Annotated in this window: 15 protein-coding genes; 12 read left to right on the top strand and 3 right to left on the bottom strand. The window is 63.3% G+C overall.

What is annotated here, in order from left to right; all coding sequences use genetic code 11:
• The first annotated feature begins 24 nt into the window (after positions 1 to 24).
• The 12 genes from CK220_RS21395 (at position 25) to CK220_RS21345 (ending at position 11,804) form a co-directional block, all read left to right on the top strand.
• On the top strand, positions 25 to 882 hold the full coding sequence (locus CK220_RS21395; RefSeq protein ID WP_095813436.1) for a glycine betaine ABC transporter substrate-binding protein: 858 nt from the start codon (positions 25 to 27) through the stop codon (positions 880 to 882).
• Positions 883 to 995: 113 nt separating this feature from the next.
• A complete protein-coding gene (locus CK220_RS21390; RefSeq protein WP_095813435.1) occupies positions 996 to 1,616 on the top strand; it encodes a short chain dehydrogenase in 621 nt (206 codons plus the stop codon).
• 249 nt (positions 1,617 to 1,865) lie between these two features.
• Positions 1,866 to 2,786 (top strand): dihydrodipicolinate synthase family protein, encoded by a 921-nt coding sequence (locus CK220_RS21385; RefSeq protein WP_095813434.1) that lies wholly within the window; start codon positions 1,866 to 1,868, stop codon positions 2,784 to 2,786.
• Complete coding sequence (locus CK220_RS21380; RefSeq protein WP_095813433.1) at positions 2,771 to 4,288, top strand: aldehyde dehydrogenase; 1,518 nt, start codon at positions 2,771 to 2,773, stop codon at positions 4,286 to 4,288. The genes CK220_RS21385 and CK220_RS21380 overlap by 16 nt, the downstream gene beginning before the upstream one ends.
• Positions 4,285 to 5,616 carry an FAD-binding oxidoreductase gene (locus CK220_RS21375; RefSeq protein WP_095813432.1) on the top strand — a complete coding sequence of 444 codons (1,332 nt, stop codon included), beginning with the start codon at positions 4,285 to 4,287 and terminating at the stop codon, positions 5,614 to 5,616. The genes CK220_RS21380 and CK220_RS21375 overlap by 4 nt, the downstream gene beginning before the upstream one ends.
• Positions 5,617 to 5,699: 83 nt before the next feature.
• Entirely contained in the window at positions 5,700 to 6,551 is an 852-nt protein-coding gene (locus CK220_RS21370; RefSeq protein ID WP_095813431.1) for a glycine betaine ABC transporter substrate-binding protein, read from the top strand.
• Positions 6,552 to 6,628: 77 nt separating this feature from the next.
• On the top strand, positions 6,629 to 7,720 hold the full coding sequence (locus CK220_RS21365; RefSeq protein WP_095813430.1) for a glycine betaine/L-proline ABC transporter ATP-binding protein: 1,092 nt from the start codon (positions 6,629 to 6,631) through the stop codon (positions 7,718 to 7,720).
• Between the two features lie 15 nt (positions 7,721 to 7,735).
• Positions 7,736 to 8,584 (top strand): ABC transporter permease subunit, encoded by an 849-nt coding sequence (locus CK220_RS21360; protein ID WP_095813429.1) that lies wholly within the window; start codon positions 7,736 to 7,738, stop codon positions 8,582 to 8,584.
• A complete protein-coding gene (locus CK220_RS21355) occupies positions 8,581 to 9,441 on the top strand; it encodes an ABC transporter permease subunit (protein WP_095813428.1) in 861 nt (286 codons plus the stop codon). The genes CK220_RS21360 and CK220_RS21355 overlap by 4 nt, the downstream gene beginning before the upstream one ends.
• Before the next feature lie 11 nt (positions 9,442 to 9,452).
• Positions 9,453 to 10,451 (top strand): 4-hydroxyproline epimerase, encoded by a 999-nt coding sequence (locus CK220_RS21350; protein WP_095813427.1) that lies wholly within the window; start codon positions 9,453 to 9,455, stop codon positions 10,449 to 10,451.
• Positions 10,452 to 11,199: 748 nt separating this feature from the next.
• Positions 11,200 to 11,355, top strand: coding sequence for a hypothetical protein (locus CK220_RS32570; RefSeq protein WP_245429331.1), 156 nt, complete (start codon positions 11,200 to 11,202; stop codon positions 11,353 to 11,355).
• A gap of 50 nt (positions 11,356 to 11,405) precedes the next feature.
• Complete coding sequence (locus CK220_RS21345) at positions 11,406 to 11,804, top strand: DUF1629 domain-containing protein (protein WP_245429330.1); 399 nt, start codon at positions 11,406 to 11,408, stop codon at positions 11,802 to 11,804.
• 41 nt (positions 11,805 to 11,845) lie between these two features.
• On the opposite strand, the gene CK220_RS21340 is transcribed toward CK220_RS21345, so the two are convergent.
• The 3 genes from CK220_RS21340 to CK220_RS21330 all read right to left on the bottom strand — a co-directional run bounded on the left by CK220_RS21340 (position 11,846) and on the right by CK220_RS21330 (position 14,817).
• Positions 11,846 to 12,799: an EamA family transporter gene (locus CK220_RS21340; RefSeq protein ID WP_095813426.1), complete on the bottom strand. Its 954-nt coding sequence runs from the start codon at positions 12,797 to 12,799 to the stop codon at positions 11,846 to 11,848.
• Positions 12,800 to 12,945: 146 nt separating this feature from the next.
• Positions 12,946 to 13,290, bottom strand: a complete 345-nt coding sequence (locus CK220_RS21335; RefSeq protein ID WP_245429329.1) for an EF-hand domain-containing protein — start codon at positions 13,288 to 13,290, stop codon at positions 12,946 to 12,948.
• 375 nt (positions 13,291 to 13,665) lie between these two features.
• A complete protein-coding gene (locus CK220_RS21330; RefSeq protein ID WP_095813424.1) occupies positions 13,666 to 14,817 on the bottom strand; it encodes an FAD-binding oxidoreductase in 1,152 nt (383 codons plus the stop codon).
• Positions 14,818 to 14,830: the final 13 nt, after the last annotated feature.

Raw genomic sequence — 14,830 nt, 5'->3', positions numbered from 1 at the left:
CGGCCCTAATGGGAGGGAACGTGCATGCGTAACATAATAAGAAAACTGACACTTGTTGTGGCCACATTCGTGGCCGTCGCGTCCGCGCAGGCGCAGGCGCAGGAAAAGACCATCACAATCGGAACGATGGGCTGGGAAGATCTGCTTCCGGTCAGCCTGATCACCAAGAAATTCATGGAGAAAGAGGGCTACAAGGTCGAGCTCGTGAAATTCTCCGAATGGGGCATTGCGTTCGGCGCCCTCAGCAAGGGCGACGCTGACATTCTCGTTTCGCAGATCAACTATGTCGCATCCGACTACTGGGAGAAGAACAAGACCAAGCTGGAGAAGATCTCTGTCGTCTCGCACGGCCTGTTCCAGGGCCTTGTCGTACCGTCCTACGTGCCCGTCGACTCGGTCGACCAGCTCAATCAGATCAGCGACAAGGTCGGCGGAAAGATCATCGGCATCGAGCCGGGTTCGGGGCTCATGCGAGAGGTCGGCGAAGCCGTCAAGGCCTATGGCCTGAACTACAAGGTCGTCGAGGGAAGCACCGCCGCCATGACGGCGGAGTTGCAGTCGACCATGCAACGCAAGGAACCCATCGTCACGATGCTGTGGAAGCCATCCTGGATGGTGATGAAGTACGACGTGAAGTTCCTGAAGGACCCCAAGCACATTTTCGCTCCGCCGCAGAGCTATTACTGGATCGGCAAGCGAGGCTTCTCCGCCAAGGATCCGCATGCCCGCGAGGCGCTGGCGAGCGTCTACGTGCCGATCGAGGACATCACCGCCATCAATGGCGAGGTGAAGGACGGCAAGACGTTCGATCAGGCCGTCGACGACTGGTGGAACCAGAACAAGGACCTGGTCGACCGCTGGTCGGTGATGGCTGAAAAATAGCCCAGTTCGGCTGCGCAGGCGGCGACGGCAATCGTCGCCTGCGATGTCAGTCAGGAATCGGGCGCAGCCCCAGGGCCACGAACCAACTCATCATTTTGTCGAGAGGCCGTGTGATGAAAGTCGTCGTTGTCGGGTCCGGTGGCACGATAGGCGCGGCAGTCGCTGCCGAATTGGATTCCCGGCATGAAGTGGTTCGCGTGGGTCGCACCAGGGGCGACTTGCGCGTCGATATCTCCAAGCCCGACTCGATCAGGAACCTTTACGAGAAAATCGGCAGCTTCGACGCGCTGGTCTGTACGGCGGGGGAAGTCCACTTCGCTCCGCTGGACCAGTTCACGCCAGAACAGTTCGAAATCGGCCTGCAAAGCAAACTCATGGGCCAAGTCAATCTGGTGACCTACGGGCTCGAATACATTCGCGATGGAGGGTCCTTCACCTTGACGTCGGGACTGACCAACGACGACCCGGTGCCTCAAGGATCGTCGGCTGCATTGGTGAACGGAGCGCTCGAGGGGTTCGTTCGCGGCGCAGCCATAGAGATGAAGCGAGGGCTGCGGATCAACCTTGTCAGTCCGACGGTGATCGAGGAGTCGCTGCCAATCTATGCCCCTTACTTCCGGGGCACGAAAGCAGTTCCGGCCAGTGAAGCCGCCCTCGGATACGTCAAGAGCATCGAAGGGGCGCAGACCGGGCGGATCTATCGGATCGGCTGGTCCCGCGAGTCCTCCAACTAGCGAACGCCCCCCGCGCCACGGGCCGGGTGGCGGCGCGCTCTCGGGATTGTACTCGTGCCATATTTTTTATGTGTACGCAAATTATACAATCTGTTGACTCTCGGATGCTGACGTGCAATCTTCCGCGTCATCAAACGCGATCAACCGGTTTCGAGCGCTGCGAATTCCCGCTTGGGAATTCGCGGATGGCCTTCGTTTTGCCGAATGACGCATTGGTCGAAACGGCCACTCCATCGATGGAGAAATGTCTTGAAGTTTGAGGGCATCTACACGCCGGCGGTGACGCCGCTCGGTCCGGACGGTCAGATCGACAACGCCGCTTTTGCCGACGTTCTCGAGTCACTGATCGAAGCCAAGGTGCACGGCATCATCGTCGGCGGATCGACCGGCGAATACTACGCCCAGAGCGCCCAGGAGCGCTTCGACCTCGGCGCTTACGCCAAGCAGGTGATCGGCACCCGCCTTCCGCTGGTCATCGGCACAGGCGCTACCAGGACCGAAGATTCGGTCGAATACGCCAAGGCGGCGAAGGAGATCGGCGCCGACGCGATCCTCGTCTCGTCGCCACCATATGCCCTGCCGACGGAGCGCGAGAATGCTGTTCATGCGCTCACCGTCGACCGCGCGGCCAACCTGCCGATCATGCTCTACAACTATCCAGCCCGCATGGGCGTGATGATGAGCGAGGAGTATTTCTCCCGCGTCGGCAAATCCCGCAACGTCGTCGCCATCAAGGAAAGCTCCGGCGACATGGGCAATTTGCACCGGCTTGCCCGCAAGTTCCCGCACATCTCGCTCTCCTGCGGCTGGGACGACCAGGCGCTGGAATTCTTCGCCTGGGGCGCCAGGAGCTGGGTCTGCGCCGGCTCGAACTTCCTGCCGCGCGAGCACGTCGCGCTCTACGAGGCCTGCGTGCTCGAAAAGAACTTCGACAAGGGCCGCGCCATCATGAGCGCGATGCTGCCGCTGATGGACTTTCTCGAATGCGGCAAGTTCGTCCAGTCGATCAAGCATGGATGCGAGCTGATCGGCCTGAAGACAGGCGGCGTGCGCGCGCCACTGCGGCCTCTCAATTCGGAAGAAAAGCGATCCCTCCAGACTGTCGTCGCCACGCTGAAGCGCACGGTCGCCCAGATCACGTCGGGAGCAAACCAATGCATGAGCCTTTGACCGCCGCCGAATACAAGGCGCTCGCCGCCGAGATTCAATTCCCGACCAACGCCTTCATCGACGGAGCCTTCCGCCCGGCGAATTCCGGCAAGACCTTCAAGACGACGAATCCGGCGACCGGCGACGTGCTTGCCGAGATCGCGGCTTGCGACGCCAGCGATGTCGACTTCGCCGTGGCCAAGGCCAGGGAAGCCTTCGACGACGGACGCTGGCAGCATCTCGCGCCTGGCGAGCGAAAGGCCGTCCTGCTCAAATTCGCCAAGCTTCTGGAGCGCAACCGCCACGAGCTTGCCGTCATGGAAAGCCTCGACAGCGGCAAGCCGATCCGGGAATGCCAGACGGTCGATGTGCCGGACACGATCCATACCATCCGCTGGCATGCCGAGCTGATCGACAAGCTCTACGACAACACCGCGCCCGTTGGCTCGAAGGCGCTGACCATGGTCGTGCGCGAACCGGTCGGCGTCGTCGGCTGCGTCCTGCCGTGGAACTTTCCGCTGCTGATGCTGGCCTGGAAGATCGGCCCGGCGCTTGCGGCCGGATGCTCGGTCATCGTGAAGCCTGCCCAGGAGACGACGCTGACCACGCTGCGTGTCGCGGAGCTCGCCCATGAGGCCGGCATCCCGGCCGGCGTATTCAATGTCGTGCCGGGCGGCGGCAACGAGGTCGGCGAACCGATCGGCATGCATATGGGCGTCGACATGGTGGCCTTCACCGGATCGACGCCGACCGGCCGCCGTTTCCTGCGCTACGCGGCCGACTCCAACCTCAAGCGCGTCGTGCTGGAATGCGGCGGCAAGAACCCGGCCGTGGTTCTCGACGACGCCGAAGACCTCGACCTCGTCGCCGAACAGGTGGTCAACGGCGCGTTCTGGAACATGGGCGAGAACTGCTCGGCCACCTCGCGCCTCATCGTCGACGCCAAGATCAAGGACGAGCTGCTGCAGCGGATCGGCGCCTACATGCGCGAATGGAAGACCGGCGATCCGCTCGATCCGGAAAACCGCATCGGCGCGCTGGTCAGCAAGACCCATTTCGAGAAGGTGAAATCCTTCCTCGGCGACGTGAAGACCGAGAAGCTCTCGGTCGCCCATGGCGGCGCCACGCATAAGGGCGCCTATATCGAGCCGACCGTCGTCGACGGCGTCACGCCTGCGAGCCGCCTCTTCCAGGAGGAGATTTTCGGGCCGATCCTTTCGGTGACGACGTTCACCTCGCTGGCCGAGGCGATCGCGCTCGCCAACGACACGAATTACGGCCTGACCGCGTCCGTCTATACGGGGAGCCTGCGCAAGGCGATCAAGCTCTCGCGCGAGATCCGCGCCGGCGTCGTCACCGTCAACTGCTTCGGCGAAGGCGACGCGACGACACCGTTCGGCGGCTATAAGGAATCCGGCTTCGGCGGGCGCGACAAGTCGGTCTTCGCGCATGACAATTACTGCGAGTTGAAGACGGTCTGGATCGACGTCTCCGACCGTTCGGTCGACGAGACCGTCCGGTGAGCGATCTCGTCGTCAAGCGGCTTCCGGCTGAATCCGGAATCTCTGGCTGGGAGGCGATCAGCAGACGCTGCTTCCCCGTCCGCACGCTTGACGGCGACATCAAGGCCGACTGGCTGATCATCGGCGGCGGCTTCGCCGGCCTCTCCGCCGCGCGGCGGCTCGCCCAGTTGCGGCCTGGCGACAGGATCGTCCTGCTGGAAGCCGGAGAGGTCGCCAAAGGCCCCGCCGGCCGGAATTCCGGCTATATGATCGACACCCCGCACAATTTGTCCTCGGGCGAATATTCGGTCGCCGGTGAGGCCGAAACCAAGGCCGAGATTGCCGAGAACCGCTTCGCGATCGCCTTCGCCGCCGAGGCGGCTGCGGAATACGGCATGTCCGCGCGCACCTTCGATCCGTCGGGCAAGATCAATGCTGCGGCGACCGAGCGCGGGCTGAAGCTCAATGCCAATTACGGCCGCTCGCTCAAGGCGATCGGCGAAAAGCATCGCTTCCTCGACGCGGACGAGATGAAGGAAATCACCGGGTCGTCCTACTACCTCGCCGGCCTCTACACGCCCGGCGCGGTGATGATCCAGCCGGCCGACTATATCCGCGGGCTCGCCGCGGGGCTCGCACCGAAAGTCGACATCTTCGAGCACTCGCCGGTGCTCAAGCTGACCCGGGCCGCAGGAGCGTGGAAGGCGGTGTCGCGCACCGGAAGCGTTACCGCGCCGAGAGTCATCCTCGGCGTCAACGGCCATATCGACGATTTCGGCCATTTCCGCGGCCGCCTGATGCACATCTTCACCTACGCGTCCATGACCGCCCCTTTCACCGCGAAGTCAACGGGCAAGGACCGGTGGGCCTTGCTTCCGGCCGATCCGATGGGCGCCACGGTCAGGAAGATAACCAGCGACGGGCTCTCGCGGGTCGTGATCCGGACGCGGTTCACCTATGACTGGCCCGTTCGGGTCAGCGAGAGGCGCCTGGCCGGCATCGCCGCCGAGCAGCGGTCGTCACTCGATGCCAGGTTTCCGGACCTCAAGAACGTGCCGTTCGAATATGTCTGGGCCGGACGGCTTTGCCTCAGCCGCAACCACGTGCCGGCCTTCGGCGAGATCGAAGAAGGCCTCTACTCGGCGTGCTGCGAGAACGGCCTTGGGACCGTCAAAAGCACGCTCGCGGGCGTCATGGCCGCCGATCTCGCGACCGGCACCCGCTCGAACATGCTCGACAAATATGCGGATCAACCCCAACCCGCGCGGCTTCCTCCCGAGCCGTTCGCGTGGATGGGCATCAACACGGTGATCCGCTTGCAGGAATTGCGTGCTGGCCGCGAGGGATGAGCTCTCGCCGCGCAATGTGAAGACCGAGCAGACCGCGAAGTCTTCGAACGGGAATGGAAACGATAACTAAGGAGTGAGGAAACATGAAGACGTTGTGGAAAGCGCTCTGCGCTGCCGCGATGGTCGGGATGACCATGCTGTCCGCTCAGGCGGAAGAAAAGACAATCACCGTTGGCACGATGTCGTGGGAGGATCTTACCCCCATCACCGGCATCACCAAGAAGGTGCTGGAGGACGCCGGCTACACCGTCAAGGTGGTCGATTTTTCCGAATGGGGCATCGCCTACGCCGCGCTGACCAAGGGCGATATTCAACTGCTCGCCTCGCAGACGGACTATGTCGCGCAGGATTACTGGGACAAGAACAAGAAGCGCCTCGAGAAGATCTCTCCGGTTTCGCACGGCCTCTACCAGGCGATTGCCGTGCCGAACTATGTGACCATCGATTCGACCGAGCAGCTCAACGACAACGCCGACAAGTTCGGCGGCAAGATCGTCGGCATCGAACCGGGTTCGGGCCTGATGCGCGACGCCGCCAATGCGGTCAAGGAATACGGCCTGAAGCTCCAGCTGGTCGAAGGCAGCACCGCCGCGATGACCGCAGCGCTGAAGTCGGCCGTCGACCGCAAGGAATGGATTGCCGTCACCATCTGGGAGCCGTCCTGGATGATGCAGAAATATCCTGTGAAATTCCTCAAGGATCCGAAGGGCATCTTCCCGCCGCCGCAGAGCTACTACTGGATCGCCAAGAAGGGCTTTTCGGCCGACCATCCGCATGCCCGCGAGGTGATCGCCTCGGTCTATGTGCCGCTCGCCGATATCACCGCGATCAACGGCGCGGTCAGCGACGGCAAGAAGATGGATGAAGCCGTCAAGGCCTGGACCGACGCCCACGCCGACCTCCTGAAGCGCTGGGAAAACATCAAGGCCGAGTAACCACACCAACGGCGGGCCGCCCAACCGGCTGCCCGCCTCCAAACACGATGGCCATTTGGTGGCCCATGGGGAAGGCAATGAACATGACCGTGAATGCCCCCAACGAAGTCTTGGTCGACTGCAAATCCGTGTGGAAGGTTTTCGGGAGCCGCGCCTCGGCCGCCGTCAAGGCGATCTCCGAGCGCGGGCTTTCCAAAAAGCAGGTGCTGCAGGAGTTCAACTGCGTGGTCGGTGTTGCCGACGCCACGCTCCAGGTCCGCCGCGGCGAGATCTTCTGCATCATGGGCCTCTCGGGGAGCGGCAAGTCGACGCTGATCCGGCTGCTTAATCGCCTGATCGAGCCCAGCCTCGGCAAGATCACGGTCAAGGGAAAGGAGATCGCCAAGCTCAATGCCGCCGAGCTGCGCGACATGCGCGCCCGCAATATCGGCATGGTGTTCCAGAGCGTGGCACTTCTGCCGCACCGCACGGTTCTCGAAAACGCCGGCTTCGGCCTCGAAGTGCGAGGCGTCGCCAAGGAAGAACGCAACAAGATCGCCCGCGCTGCCCTCGAAAAGGTCGGGCTCGCCGATTGGACATCGCGTTATCCCTCGGAGCTTTCCGGCGGAATGCAGCAGCGCGTCGGCCTCGCCCGAGCCCTGGCGGCTGACCCGGAAATCATCCTCATGGACGAGCCGTTCAGCGCGCTCGACCCGCTCATCCGCCGGCAGTTGCAGGACGAGTTCCGGCAGCTGACGAAGTCGCTCGGCAAGTCGGCGGTCTTCATCACGCATGATCTCGAGGAAGCCATCCGCATCGGCGACCGCATCGCCATCATGAAGGACGGCGTCATCGTCCAGGTCGGGACGGCCGAGGACATCGTGACAAAACCCGCGGACGACTACGTCTCCGATTTCGTGGCGGGCATTTCCAGGATTCATCTGGTCAAGGCGCACTCCGTGATGACGCCGGTGAGCGAATACAAGAGCGCGCAGCCGCATAGCGACGTGAACGCCCTGCCCCAAACGTCGCCCGAGGCCGACATCGGCGCGCTTATCGACCTCACCACGCAGTCCGATCGCGATGCCGTCGCGGTGGTCGAGGGCGGAACGGTCGTCGGCGTCGTCACCATACGCGGCCTGCTGCGCGGCGTTGCCGGCAAGCCTGCGGGGGAACTCGTGGCGGCATAGCTCGGGAGGAGCACCATGGACATCTCGACCATCACCGACACGTTCGACAGTTGGACCGATACGGCTCTCGGCTGGATCAGCGACAATGGCGACTGGCTGTTCGAAACGCTGAGAGCCGGGCTTGAAGGAACCTATGACGGCGTCCTCTGGCTGCTGCAGTTCGCGCCATTCTATGTGATCGCGATCGTCGCGGCGCTGCTCGCGTGGCGGCTGATCAACGCCCTCGCCGGCGTTCTCGCCGGGCTTGCCCTGGTCTTCTGTGCGGTCATGGGGCTCTGGGCCGAGACCATGAGCACGCTCGCCCTGGTGATTACCGCCACCATACTGGCGCTGCTCTTCGGCATTCCGATCGGCATCGTGGCGGGTTTCGTCAGGGCGTTCGACCGGTTCCTCGAGCCGATACTCGACCTTATCCAGACGCTGCCGCCCTACATCTATCTTCTTCCGGCGATCGCGCTCCTGGGTTACGGACCGGCGACCGCGCTCGTGGCCACCTTCATCGTCGCGATGCCTCCTGCCATCCGGCTCACTGCGCTGGGCATCCGCATGACGCCGCGCGAATTCGTGGAGCTGGGACACGCGACCGGCCTGACGCCATGGCAGATGTTCGTCAAGATCAGGCTCCCCTTCGCCATCCCGAGCGTGATGGCGGGGATCAACCAGAGCCTGATGATGGCCTTCGGCATGGTGGTCATCGCCGGCATCGTCGGTTCGGGCGGTCTCGGCGAGACGATCTATTCGGCCGTGCGCACGCTCGACATTGCCACCTCGATCAATGCCGCCATCGCCATCGTCATCCTGACCATGGTGCTCGACAGGCTCACGCAAAGCGCGGCCAGCCGCGCCAAGGGAGGCGTAAGATGAACTTCGATCTGCTCCGCTTTTCGCCGGGGGCTTACCTTGCCCCTGCCGTGGATTGGCTGAACACCAACTTCCATCCGTTTTTCGATGCCGTGGCCAGACTGATCGAGGCGGTGCTCAGCGCCATCGAAGCCGCCCTGCTCTACCCGCCCGCCTATGTGACGATCGTCTTGGCCGTTGCTCTGGCCTTCTTTCTCGTCGGCATCAGGGTTGCCGTCGTGACGGCCGTAGCGCTTCTCTTTTGCCTGCTGGCCGGCTTCTGGGCCGCGTCGATGCAGACGCTGGCGCTGGTGACGGTGGCGGTGATCATCTCGGTGTCGATCGCGTTCCCGCTCGGCATCCTGGCATCGCGCTACAAGAGTTTCGAGGCCGCGATCCGGCCGGTGCTCGATATCATGCAAACGGTGCCACCGTGGGTCTATCTCATCCCTGCCGTCATGATCTTCAGCCTCGGCCGCGTGCCGGCGATCATCGCCACGATCGTTTACGGCATACCGCCGATGCTGCGCCTGACGACGCTCGCCTTCAACCAGGTGCCGAAGGACCTTTTGGAACTCGGGCAGGCAACCGGCGCTTCGCCGCGATCGATCCTGTTCAAGATAGAAATCCCCTCCGCCACGCCCACCCTGCTGGTCGGCCTCAACCAGTGCATTCTGCTCTCACTAGCGATGGTCGTGCTGGCCGGCCTCGTCGGAGCGGGAGGCCTGGGCGCGGAGGTGACGCGGGGGCTGACCCGCATGGAGATGGGGCTCGGCCTGCGGGCCGGCCTGTCGATCGTGGCGATCGCCATCTTCCTTGACCGGCTGTCGAGGGGCGCGCTGCAGCGCAGCCGGGCACCCGGCGCGGCCAAGCCTGCCTGAACGGAGAGATCATGCGCCGCAGCTTCTTCTGCATCGACGCCCACACCTGCGGCAATCCCGTTCGGCTGGTCGCCGGCGGCGGCCCTTTGCTGCCGCACGCCCCGATCGCCGAGCGACGCGAGCTCTTCGTGCGCGAGCATGACTGGATCCGGCGGGCGCTGATGTTCGAGCCGCGCGGGCACGACATCATGTCGGGCGCCATCATCTATCCCGCCTACCGCGAGGACTGCGATTTCGCCGTCATCTTCATCGAGGTCAGCGGCTGCCTGCCGATGTGCGGCGCCGGCACGATCGGCCTGGTTACGGCGGCGCTGGAAGAAGGGCTCGTTACGCCGCGGGTTCCAGGCAGGCTGTCGATCGAGACGCCGGCGGGAAGAGTGGATATCCAGTACGAGAAGCCGGGCGAATTCGTGGATGCCGTGCGGATGTTCAATGTCGCGAGCTATCTGCATACAGCCGATGTCGGCGTCGATGTTCCGGGGCTCGGCCGGCTCGTCGTCGACATCGCCTATGGCGGCAATTTCTACGCGGTGGTCGAGCCGCAGGAAAACTGGCAGGGTTTGGACGGCATTTCGGCCAGCGACATCGTCGACCTCAGCCGGCGTCTGCGTGACGCGTTGGAGCATGACTGCAATCCGGTCCATCCCGAGGACGAGAGAATAAGCGGAGTCCACCACGCCATCTGGTGCGACAAGCCCTCGGGCAGCGATGCCGACGGCCGCGGTGCGGTGTTCTATGGCGACAAGGCGATCGACCGTTCGCCGGGCGGCACGGGAACGTCGGCGCGCATGGCCCAACTTCACGGCAAGGGCCGCCTGAACGTCGGCGATAGCTTCCGCCAGGAAAGCCTGATCGGCACTGTCTTCGAGGGCCGTGTCGAGGCGGAGGTTGACGTTGGCCCCTTCAAAGGCATTCGGCCAAGCGTCGGCGGATGGGCGCAAATTATCGGCCACAATACGATCTTCGTGGACGATCGCGATCCGCTCGCGCATGGGTTCCAGATCAGATAGGCGTCGACCCCTTGCCGTCGTCCGAATGGCCGAGCATGCGATGCGCACGGCCAATATTTACCTAAGGTGGCCAGTCCGGCCATCGTCCTTAGGGATGCGTTTCAATTGTATTAGCATTAGCGCATATTTCTATCAGCCGGTGCCCTCTTAGCGAAGTCCCCGTACTAGGTCCCCGCCGGTTAGGCCCGGTGGCCCTTGCCTTTCGCCACCAAACCCACAAGGGCTCCGGGCCGCTCCCGTGTCAGGGTGTCGACAAGCCGTAAAGCACCGACTGGTCCGTCCGCGCGATGGAGCCCGTGCTCATGGGCGCAAAGAAACATGTCCATGTCATCCTGTATCTGCCGACGCGAGCCGTTTGCATCAAAGTCTCGCAGATATGATACCGTTCATCCGGCGCAGCCTGTACGCGATCCCTTGGGATAAACCACGTTCCTGTAGGCGGATCATTCCTATAGTAGGGTTGAGGTTGCCTTACGAGATAGCCGTCTCTAGTTGGACTAACATTGCTGGAATCGATCGGGTGGCAGTCTTTGTTGCCGCAGCACTGAAGATGAAGGATCGGATCAGTCTTGTTTGAGTACCAGTCGTGAGCGTCCGCATTGCCGGCTAAAACCAGCCAAGCCAACGCCATACGCCTTCGTGGCTGATGCATTGAAATCGCCCCGTACCGCTGCAGATTATATTAGCGATTACTGAATTGGAAGTCGCATTAAGGGTACATGTCCATTACGGCGTCGGCTTTCGCCGGTTGACCCGCGACCTGCCGCAGATCAACGTCGCGCGGCAGCACCCGGGCGCCAAAATGGGGGAGCGTCGAGCGATGACGACCATCTATGAGTTCGCGGTCGTGGACGGTCAGGAATGGGTGCTCCCGGTCGATGACAGCTACTACGAGTTTTCTTAGCCCTCGACGGAAGACCACTGGGCGCCTGGGAGCCGGCGGTCATGCAGCGCGTGGCGGACCGCGATCCGGTCTATTCCGACTTCCCCTGGCTCGGCGGACACGCGCCACTCCTGCGCAAGCCGGCCGTCGATGCGCTGCAGGCCTCGCTGCGCCCTTATGGCGAGCTAATCCCATTGCGCGGCGAGAAGGTCTGGCTCTTCAACGTCACCAACGTGATCGACGCGCTGGACCGAAAGCGGTCGAAGATCGTCTATTTCGACGACGGCGACATTCTCGCGATCGAGCGCTACGCGTTCGATGCGGACAAGATCGGCAGCGCCGAAGTGTTCAAGCTGCCGATGCGGGCGTCGCTGGTGTTCGTCAACGATGTGTTCGTGGATCGGGTGCGCAAGGCAGGGCTGCGGACCGTTTCATTCGAACCCCGATGGACGTCGGGCATTGCGGTTTGACCGCGCCGATGCAGTAAGAGCTTTCCTGGCGGGGGCTTGGGCTACGCGACGCGAGCCGCGTGCGGCTTCAACACCGTCGCCAGCACGATGCCGGCGACGATGAAGGCGGCGCCGATGAGATCGTAGTCATGCAGGCTCTCGCCGAGCAGCAGATAGGCGAGGATGGCGACGAACATCGTCTGCAGATAGAGCAGCATGCTCGCCCGGCTGGCGCCGAGCGTCGCCACGCTGCGATTGTAGAGATAGTACATCAGGGCGCCGCCCGGGCCCGCCAGGTAGGCGAGCGCCAGCCAGCCATGGACGTTCAAGGCGGAGCGTTCGTCGTTGACCAGTTCCCACAGATGGAAAGGCAGGGCGACGACAGCGCCGGCGCCGAGCAGAAGCACGACCAGCGGCAACAGCTCGATGCCGAATTTGGAATGGCGCACCAGCACGGTGTAGAGCGCCCAGCAGAACGCGCTGCCGACGATCCACAGTTCACCCAGATTGAACTGGAGCTGGAGCAGCGCCGTCAGGTCGCCATGCGCGACAATCACCAGCATCCCGGCTAGCGCTGCCAGCGCGCCGAGCGCCTGCCAAAGCCCGAGCGGCTCGCCAAGCACGAAACGCGCGAGCACCATCGTCATGACCGGAGACAGCGCCATGATGATGCCGGCAGTGGTCGCGTCGGTATCGGCGAGGCCGCGGTAGATCATGCCCTGGCAGAGCGTCAGACCGATCGCTCCGACGGCGACGATCTCCAGCGGCCGGGATTTGACAAGCGCGATCATCGCGCCGTGATGGCGATGCACGATCGGCAGCAGAATGGCGCAGGCGAGCGCAAGCCGCCAGAAGCAGAGCCCCCAGGGCGGCATTTCCGGCGCCACCCATTTCGCCGCGATATAGACGCCGGCCGACAGCAGCCAGCACAGCACCGCGGCCGGATAGCCGGAGATCGAAGGTATCGAGGCGACGGCGGACTGTTCCGCCGGATGAGCTATCGGCACCGCCTGCATGTCATGCCCCCGTTCAAAGAACGTCAGCGACCTAAGGACGTGGCGGCAATATATCTCAATCCCTGACTGTCACATATATGCGCGTCCCATGGATAGCGGTCGCCAAGGTGGCCTGCCTCGGGCTGCGATATCTTGCTTCGGAGCTGCTAGCGCATGTGCCCACCACCGGGGCCATGCATGAAGCCCTGGAGCTCGTCCAGGTCGAGGCTGCCGTCACCATCCTCGTCGGCAGCGCTGAAGATCCTGCCGACGATATCCTGAACTTCGCCCTGCGAGAGTGCGCCGTCGCCGTCGGCATCCATTATCGCGAACATGATCTGCATCCTGGCGCGGTGCATCATGCGCGGTCCCATCCGATCGGGCCTGCCGGCCATTCTGTCGGCGTCGCGCCGCGCTTGTCTGTCCTCGCGGTGCCAACGTCCGCCATGCCGGGCTCCCTGTTCAGCCGAACGATCTTCCTGCAGCTTCTCCTGGAGCGCGTCGTCGATCATCTGGCGGATCATCTCGCGCGTCGGACCTGCGGGTTGAGCGTTGGGTTCCGGTGTCGCGGCCGGTCCAGGCTTCTGCGGAATCGGCGTGGGCTCCGGCGCAGCACTTGTCTGGGCAAGGACCGGGACGCTCATGAATAGCAAGGCAGCAGCGGCGGCTGTAGTTCTGCACGGAAGTTTCATCGGGTTCTCCCTTGAGCTGTGACTGTCTCTCAAACTGAGATGCACAACCAACCTGCTCTCGATCCGATGGTTCCGCGCGAAGCGCCGATGGCCTAAGAAGTGTTTCGAGCATGCGACCCGACGCTCAGAAGACGCCGGCGCGTTCCCTAGGCGCGTGACGCCGACTTCGACATCCTGCCAAGCTCCACCGCTCAATCACCTAAGAGCAATATTTCGCGCTGCCGACGGCAGCAGGCTCTCCGTGCCGGGCGCGGAAACCGGGGCGCCGTGAAGAACCCAGTCGGCCGCGATCTGCCCGATCACCGGGGCCAGCTGGATGCCGTAGCCGCCGGCGCCGGCAGCGGTCACCAGTGTCGGCTCGGAAGCATCGATCGGACCGACGAAGGGGCGATGGTCGGCGGTCACCGGGTAAAGGCCGGCCCAGCCGCGGCCAAGCCTCGCGCCCGGCAGATCGGGCAGCCGCTCGAGGAGAAGCTCCGCCAGTCTGACCTTCGATTGTTCCTCGCACTGGTCGTTGTAGTTGTCGGGGTCCGCCGGCGCGAGCGAGTCCACCTTGTGGATCTCGGCGATCAGTTCGGTGCTTTTTTCGTGGCGGAAATTGAGCCCGCTTCCCTCGCCGTTCACCAGATCCATGACCATCGGCATCGTGTAGCCGAGCGGCTCGTCGAGATGGATGACGACCGCCTCGTGACGCTCGGGCCAAATGTGCAGGCGCTGGCCGAAGAGTTCGGCCACGTGAGGCGCCCAAGCTCCTCCCGCATTGACCACGGCATCGCAATCGATCGGATCGCCGCTGGTCTTCAGCGTGTAGCCGCGCGCCCGCCGCCTTACCCCGAGCAGCTTGCGATACTGGCGGATTTCGGCGCCCTGGGCGCGGACCATCTGCGCCAGGAAGGTGCACATCTCGTGAGGGTCGAGAAAGCCATTGTCGGGCCCGAACAGCCCACCCTCCAGCCCATCCGGGTTGATATGCGGCACGAGTTCCTTGAGCTCGTTCGCACGATAGAGTCGCGAGCGCAGGCCGGCCTCTTCCTGAATTTCCACCGACTTCGCAAACAGCTCCATCTGCTTCTGCGTGCGCGCCAGGCGCAGGTAACCGATATGGTTGAAGCCAAGCCCCTGGCTCTCCCATCGGCGGAAGCGGCGCAGCGCATGAACGCGAAGCATGATCTCGAACGGATCGGTGAATTGCGACCCGACCACGCCGACCGACCTGCCGCTCGACCCGGAGGCGATCGACTGGCCTTCAAGCACGGTGACGCGCGCGCCCTGTTCGACCAGGTGGAGGGCCGAGCACAAACCTAAAGTGCCGGCGCCGATCACCACCACATGAGGAGAAGCTGTCATCTGTGGTCCTCCT

Source organism: Mesorhizobium sp. WSM3860 (assembly GCF_002294995.1).
Lineage (GTDB): Bacteria > Pseudomonadota > Alphaproteobacteria > Rhizobiales > Rhizobiaceae > Mesorhizobium.
The sequence above is the reverse complement of the archived record's forward strand: the minus strand, read 5'-3'. Positions and strand labels throughout refer to the sequence as shown.

Excerpts from the sequence above, each read along its gene's own strand:
- CK220_RS21340 (WP_095813426.1), bottom strand. The coding sequence starts at position 12,799 with ATGCAGGCGGTGCCGATAGCTCATCCGGCGGAACAGTCCGCCGTCGCC.
- CK220_RS21335 (WP_245429329.1), bottom strand. The coding sequence starts at position 13,290 with ATGATCGACGACGCGCTCCAGGAGAAGCTGCAGGAAGATCGTTCGGCT.
- CK220_RS21365 (WP_095813430.1), top strand. The coding sequence starts at position 6,629 with ATGAACATGACCGTGAATGCCCCCAACGAAGTCTTGGTCGACTGCAAA.
- CK220_RS21395 (WP_095813436.1), top strand. The coding sequence starts at position 25 with ATGCGTAACATAATAAGAAAACTGACACTTGTTGTGGCCACATTCGTG.
- CK220_RS21355 (WP_095813428.1), top strand. The coding sequence starts at position 8,581 with ATGAACTTCGATCTGCTCCGCTTTTCGCCGGGGGCTTACCTTGCCCCT.
- CK220_RS21360 (WP_095813429.1), top strand. The coding sequence starts at position 7,736 with ATGGACATCTCGACCATCACCGACACGTTCGACAGTTGGACCGATACG.
- CK220_RS21330 (WP_095813424.1), bottom strand. The coding sequence starts at position 14,817 with ATGACAGCTTCTCCTCATGTGGTGGTGATCGGCGCCGGCACTTTAGGT.
- CK220_RS21350 (WP_095813427.1), top strand. The coding sequence starts at position 9,453 with ATGCGCCGCAGCTTCTTCTGCATCGACGCCCACACCTGCGGCAATCCC.
- CK220_RS21370 (WP_095813431.1), top strand. The coding sequence starts at position 5,700 with ATGAAGACGTTGTGGAAAGCGCTCTGCGCTGCCGCGATGGTCGGGATG.
- CK220_RS21390 (WP_095813435.1), top strand. The coding sequence starts at position 996 with ATGAAAGTCGTCGTTGTCGGGTCCGGTGGCACGATAGGCGCGGCAGTC.
- CK220_RS21380 (WP_095813433.1), top strand. The coding sequence starts at position 2,771 with ATGCATGAGCCTTTGACCGCCGCCGAATACAAGGCGCTCGCCGCCGAG.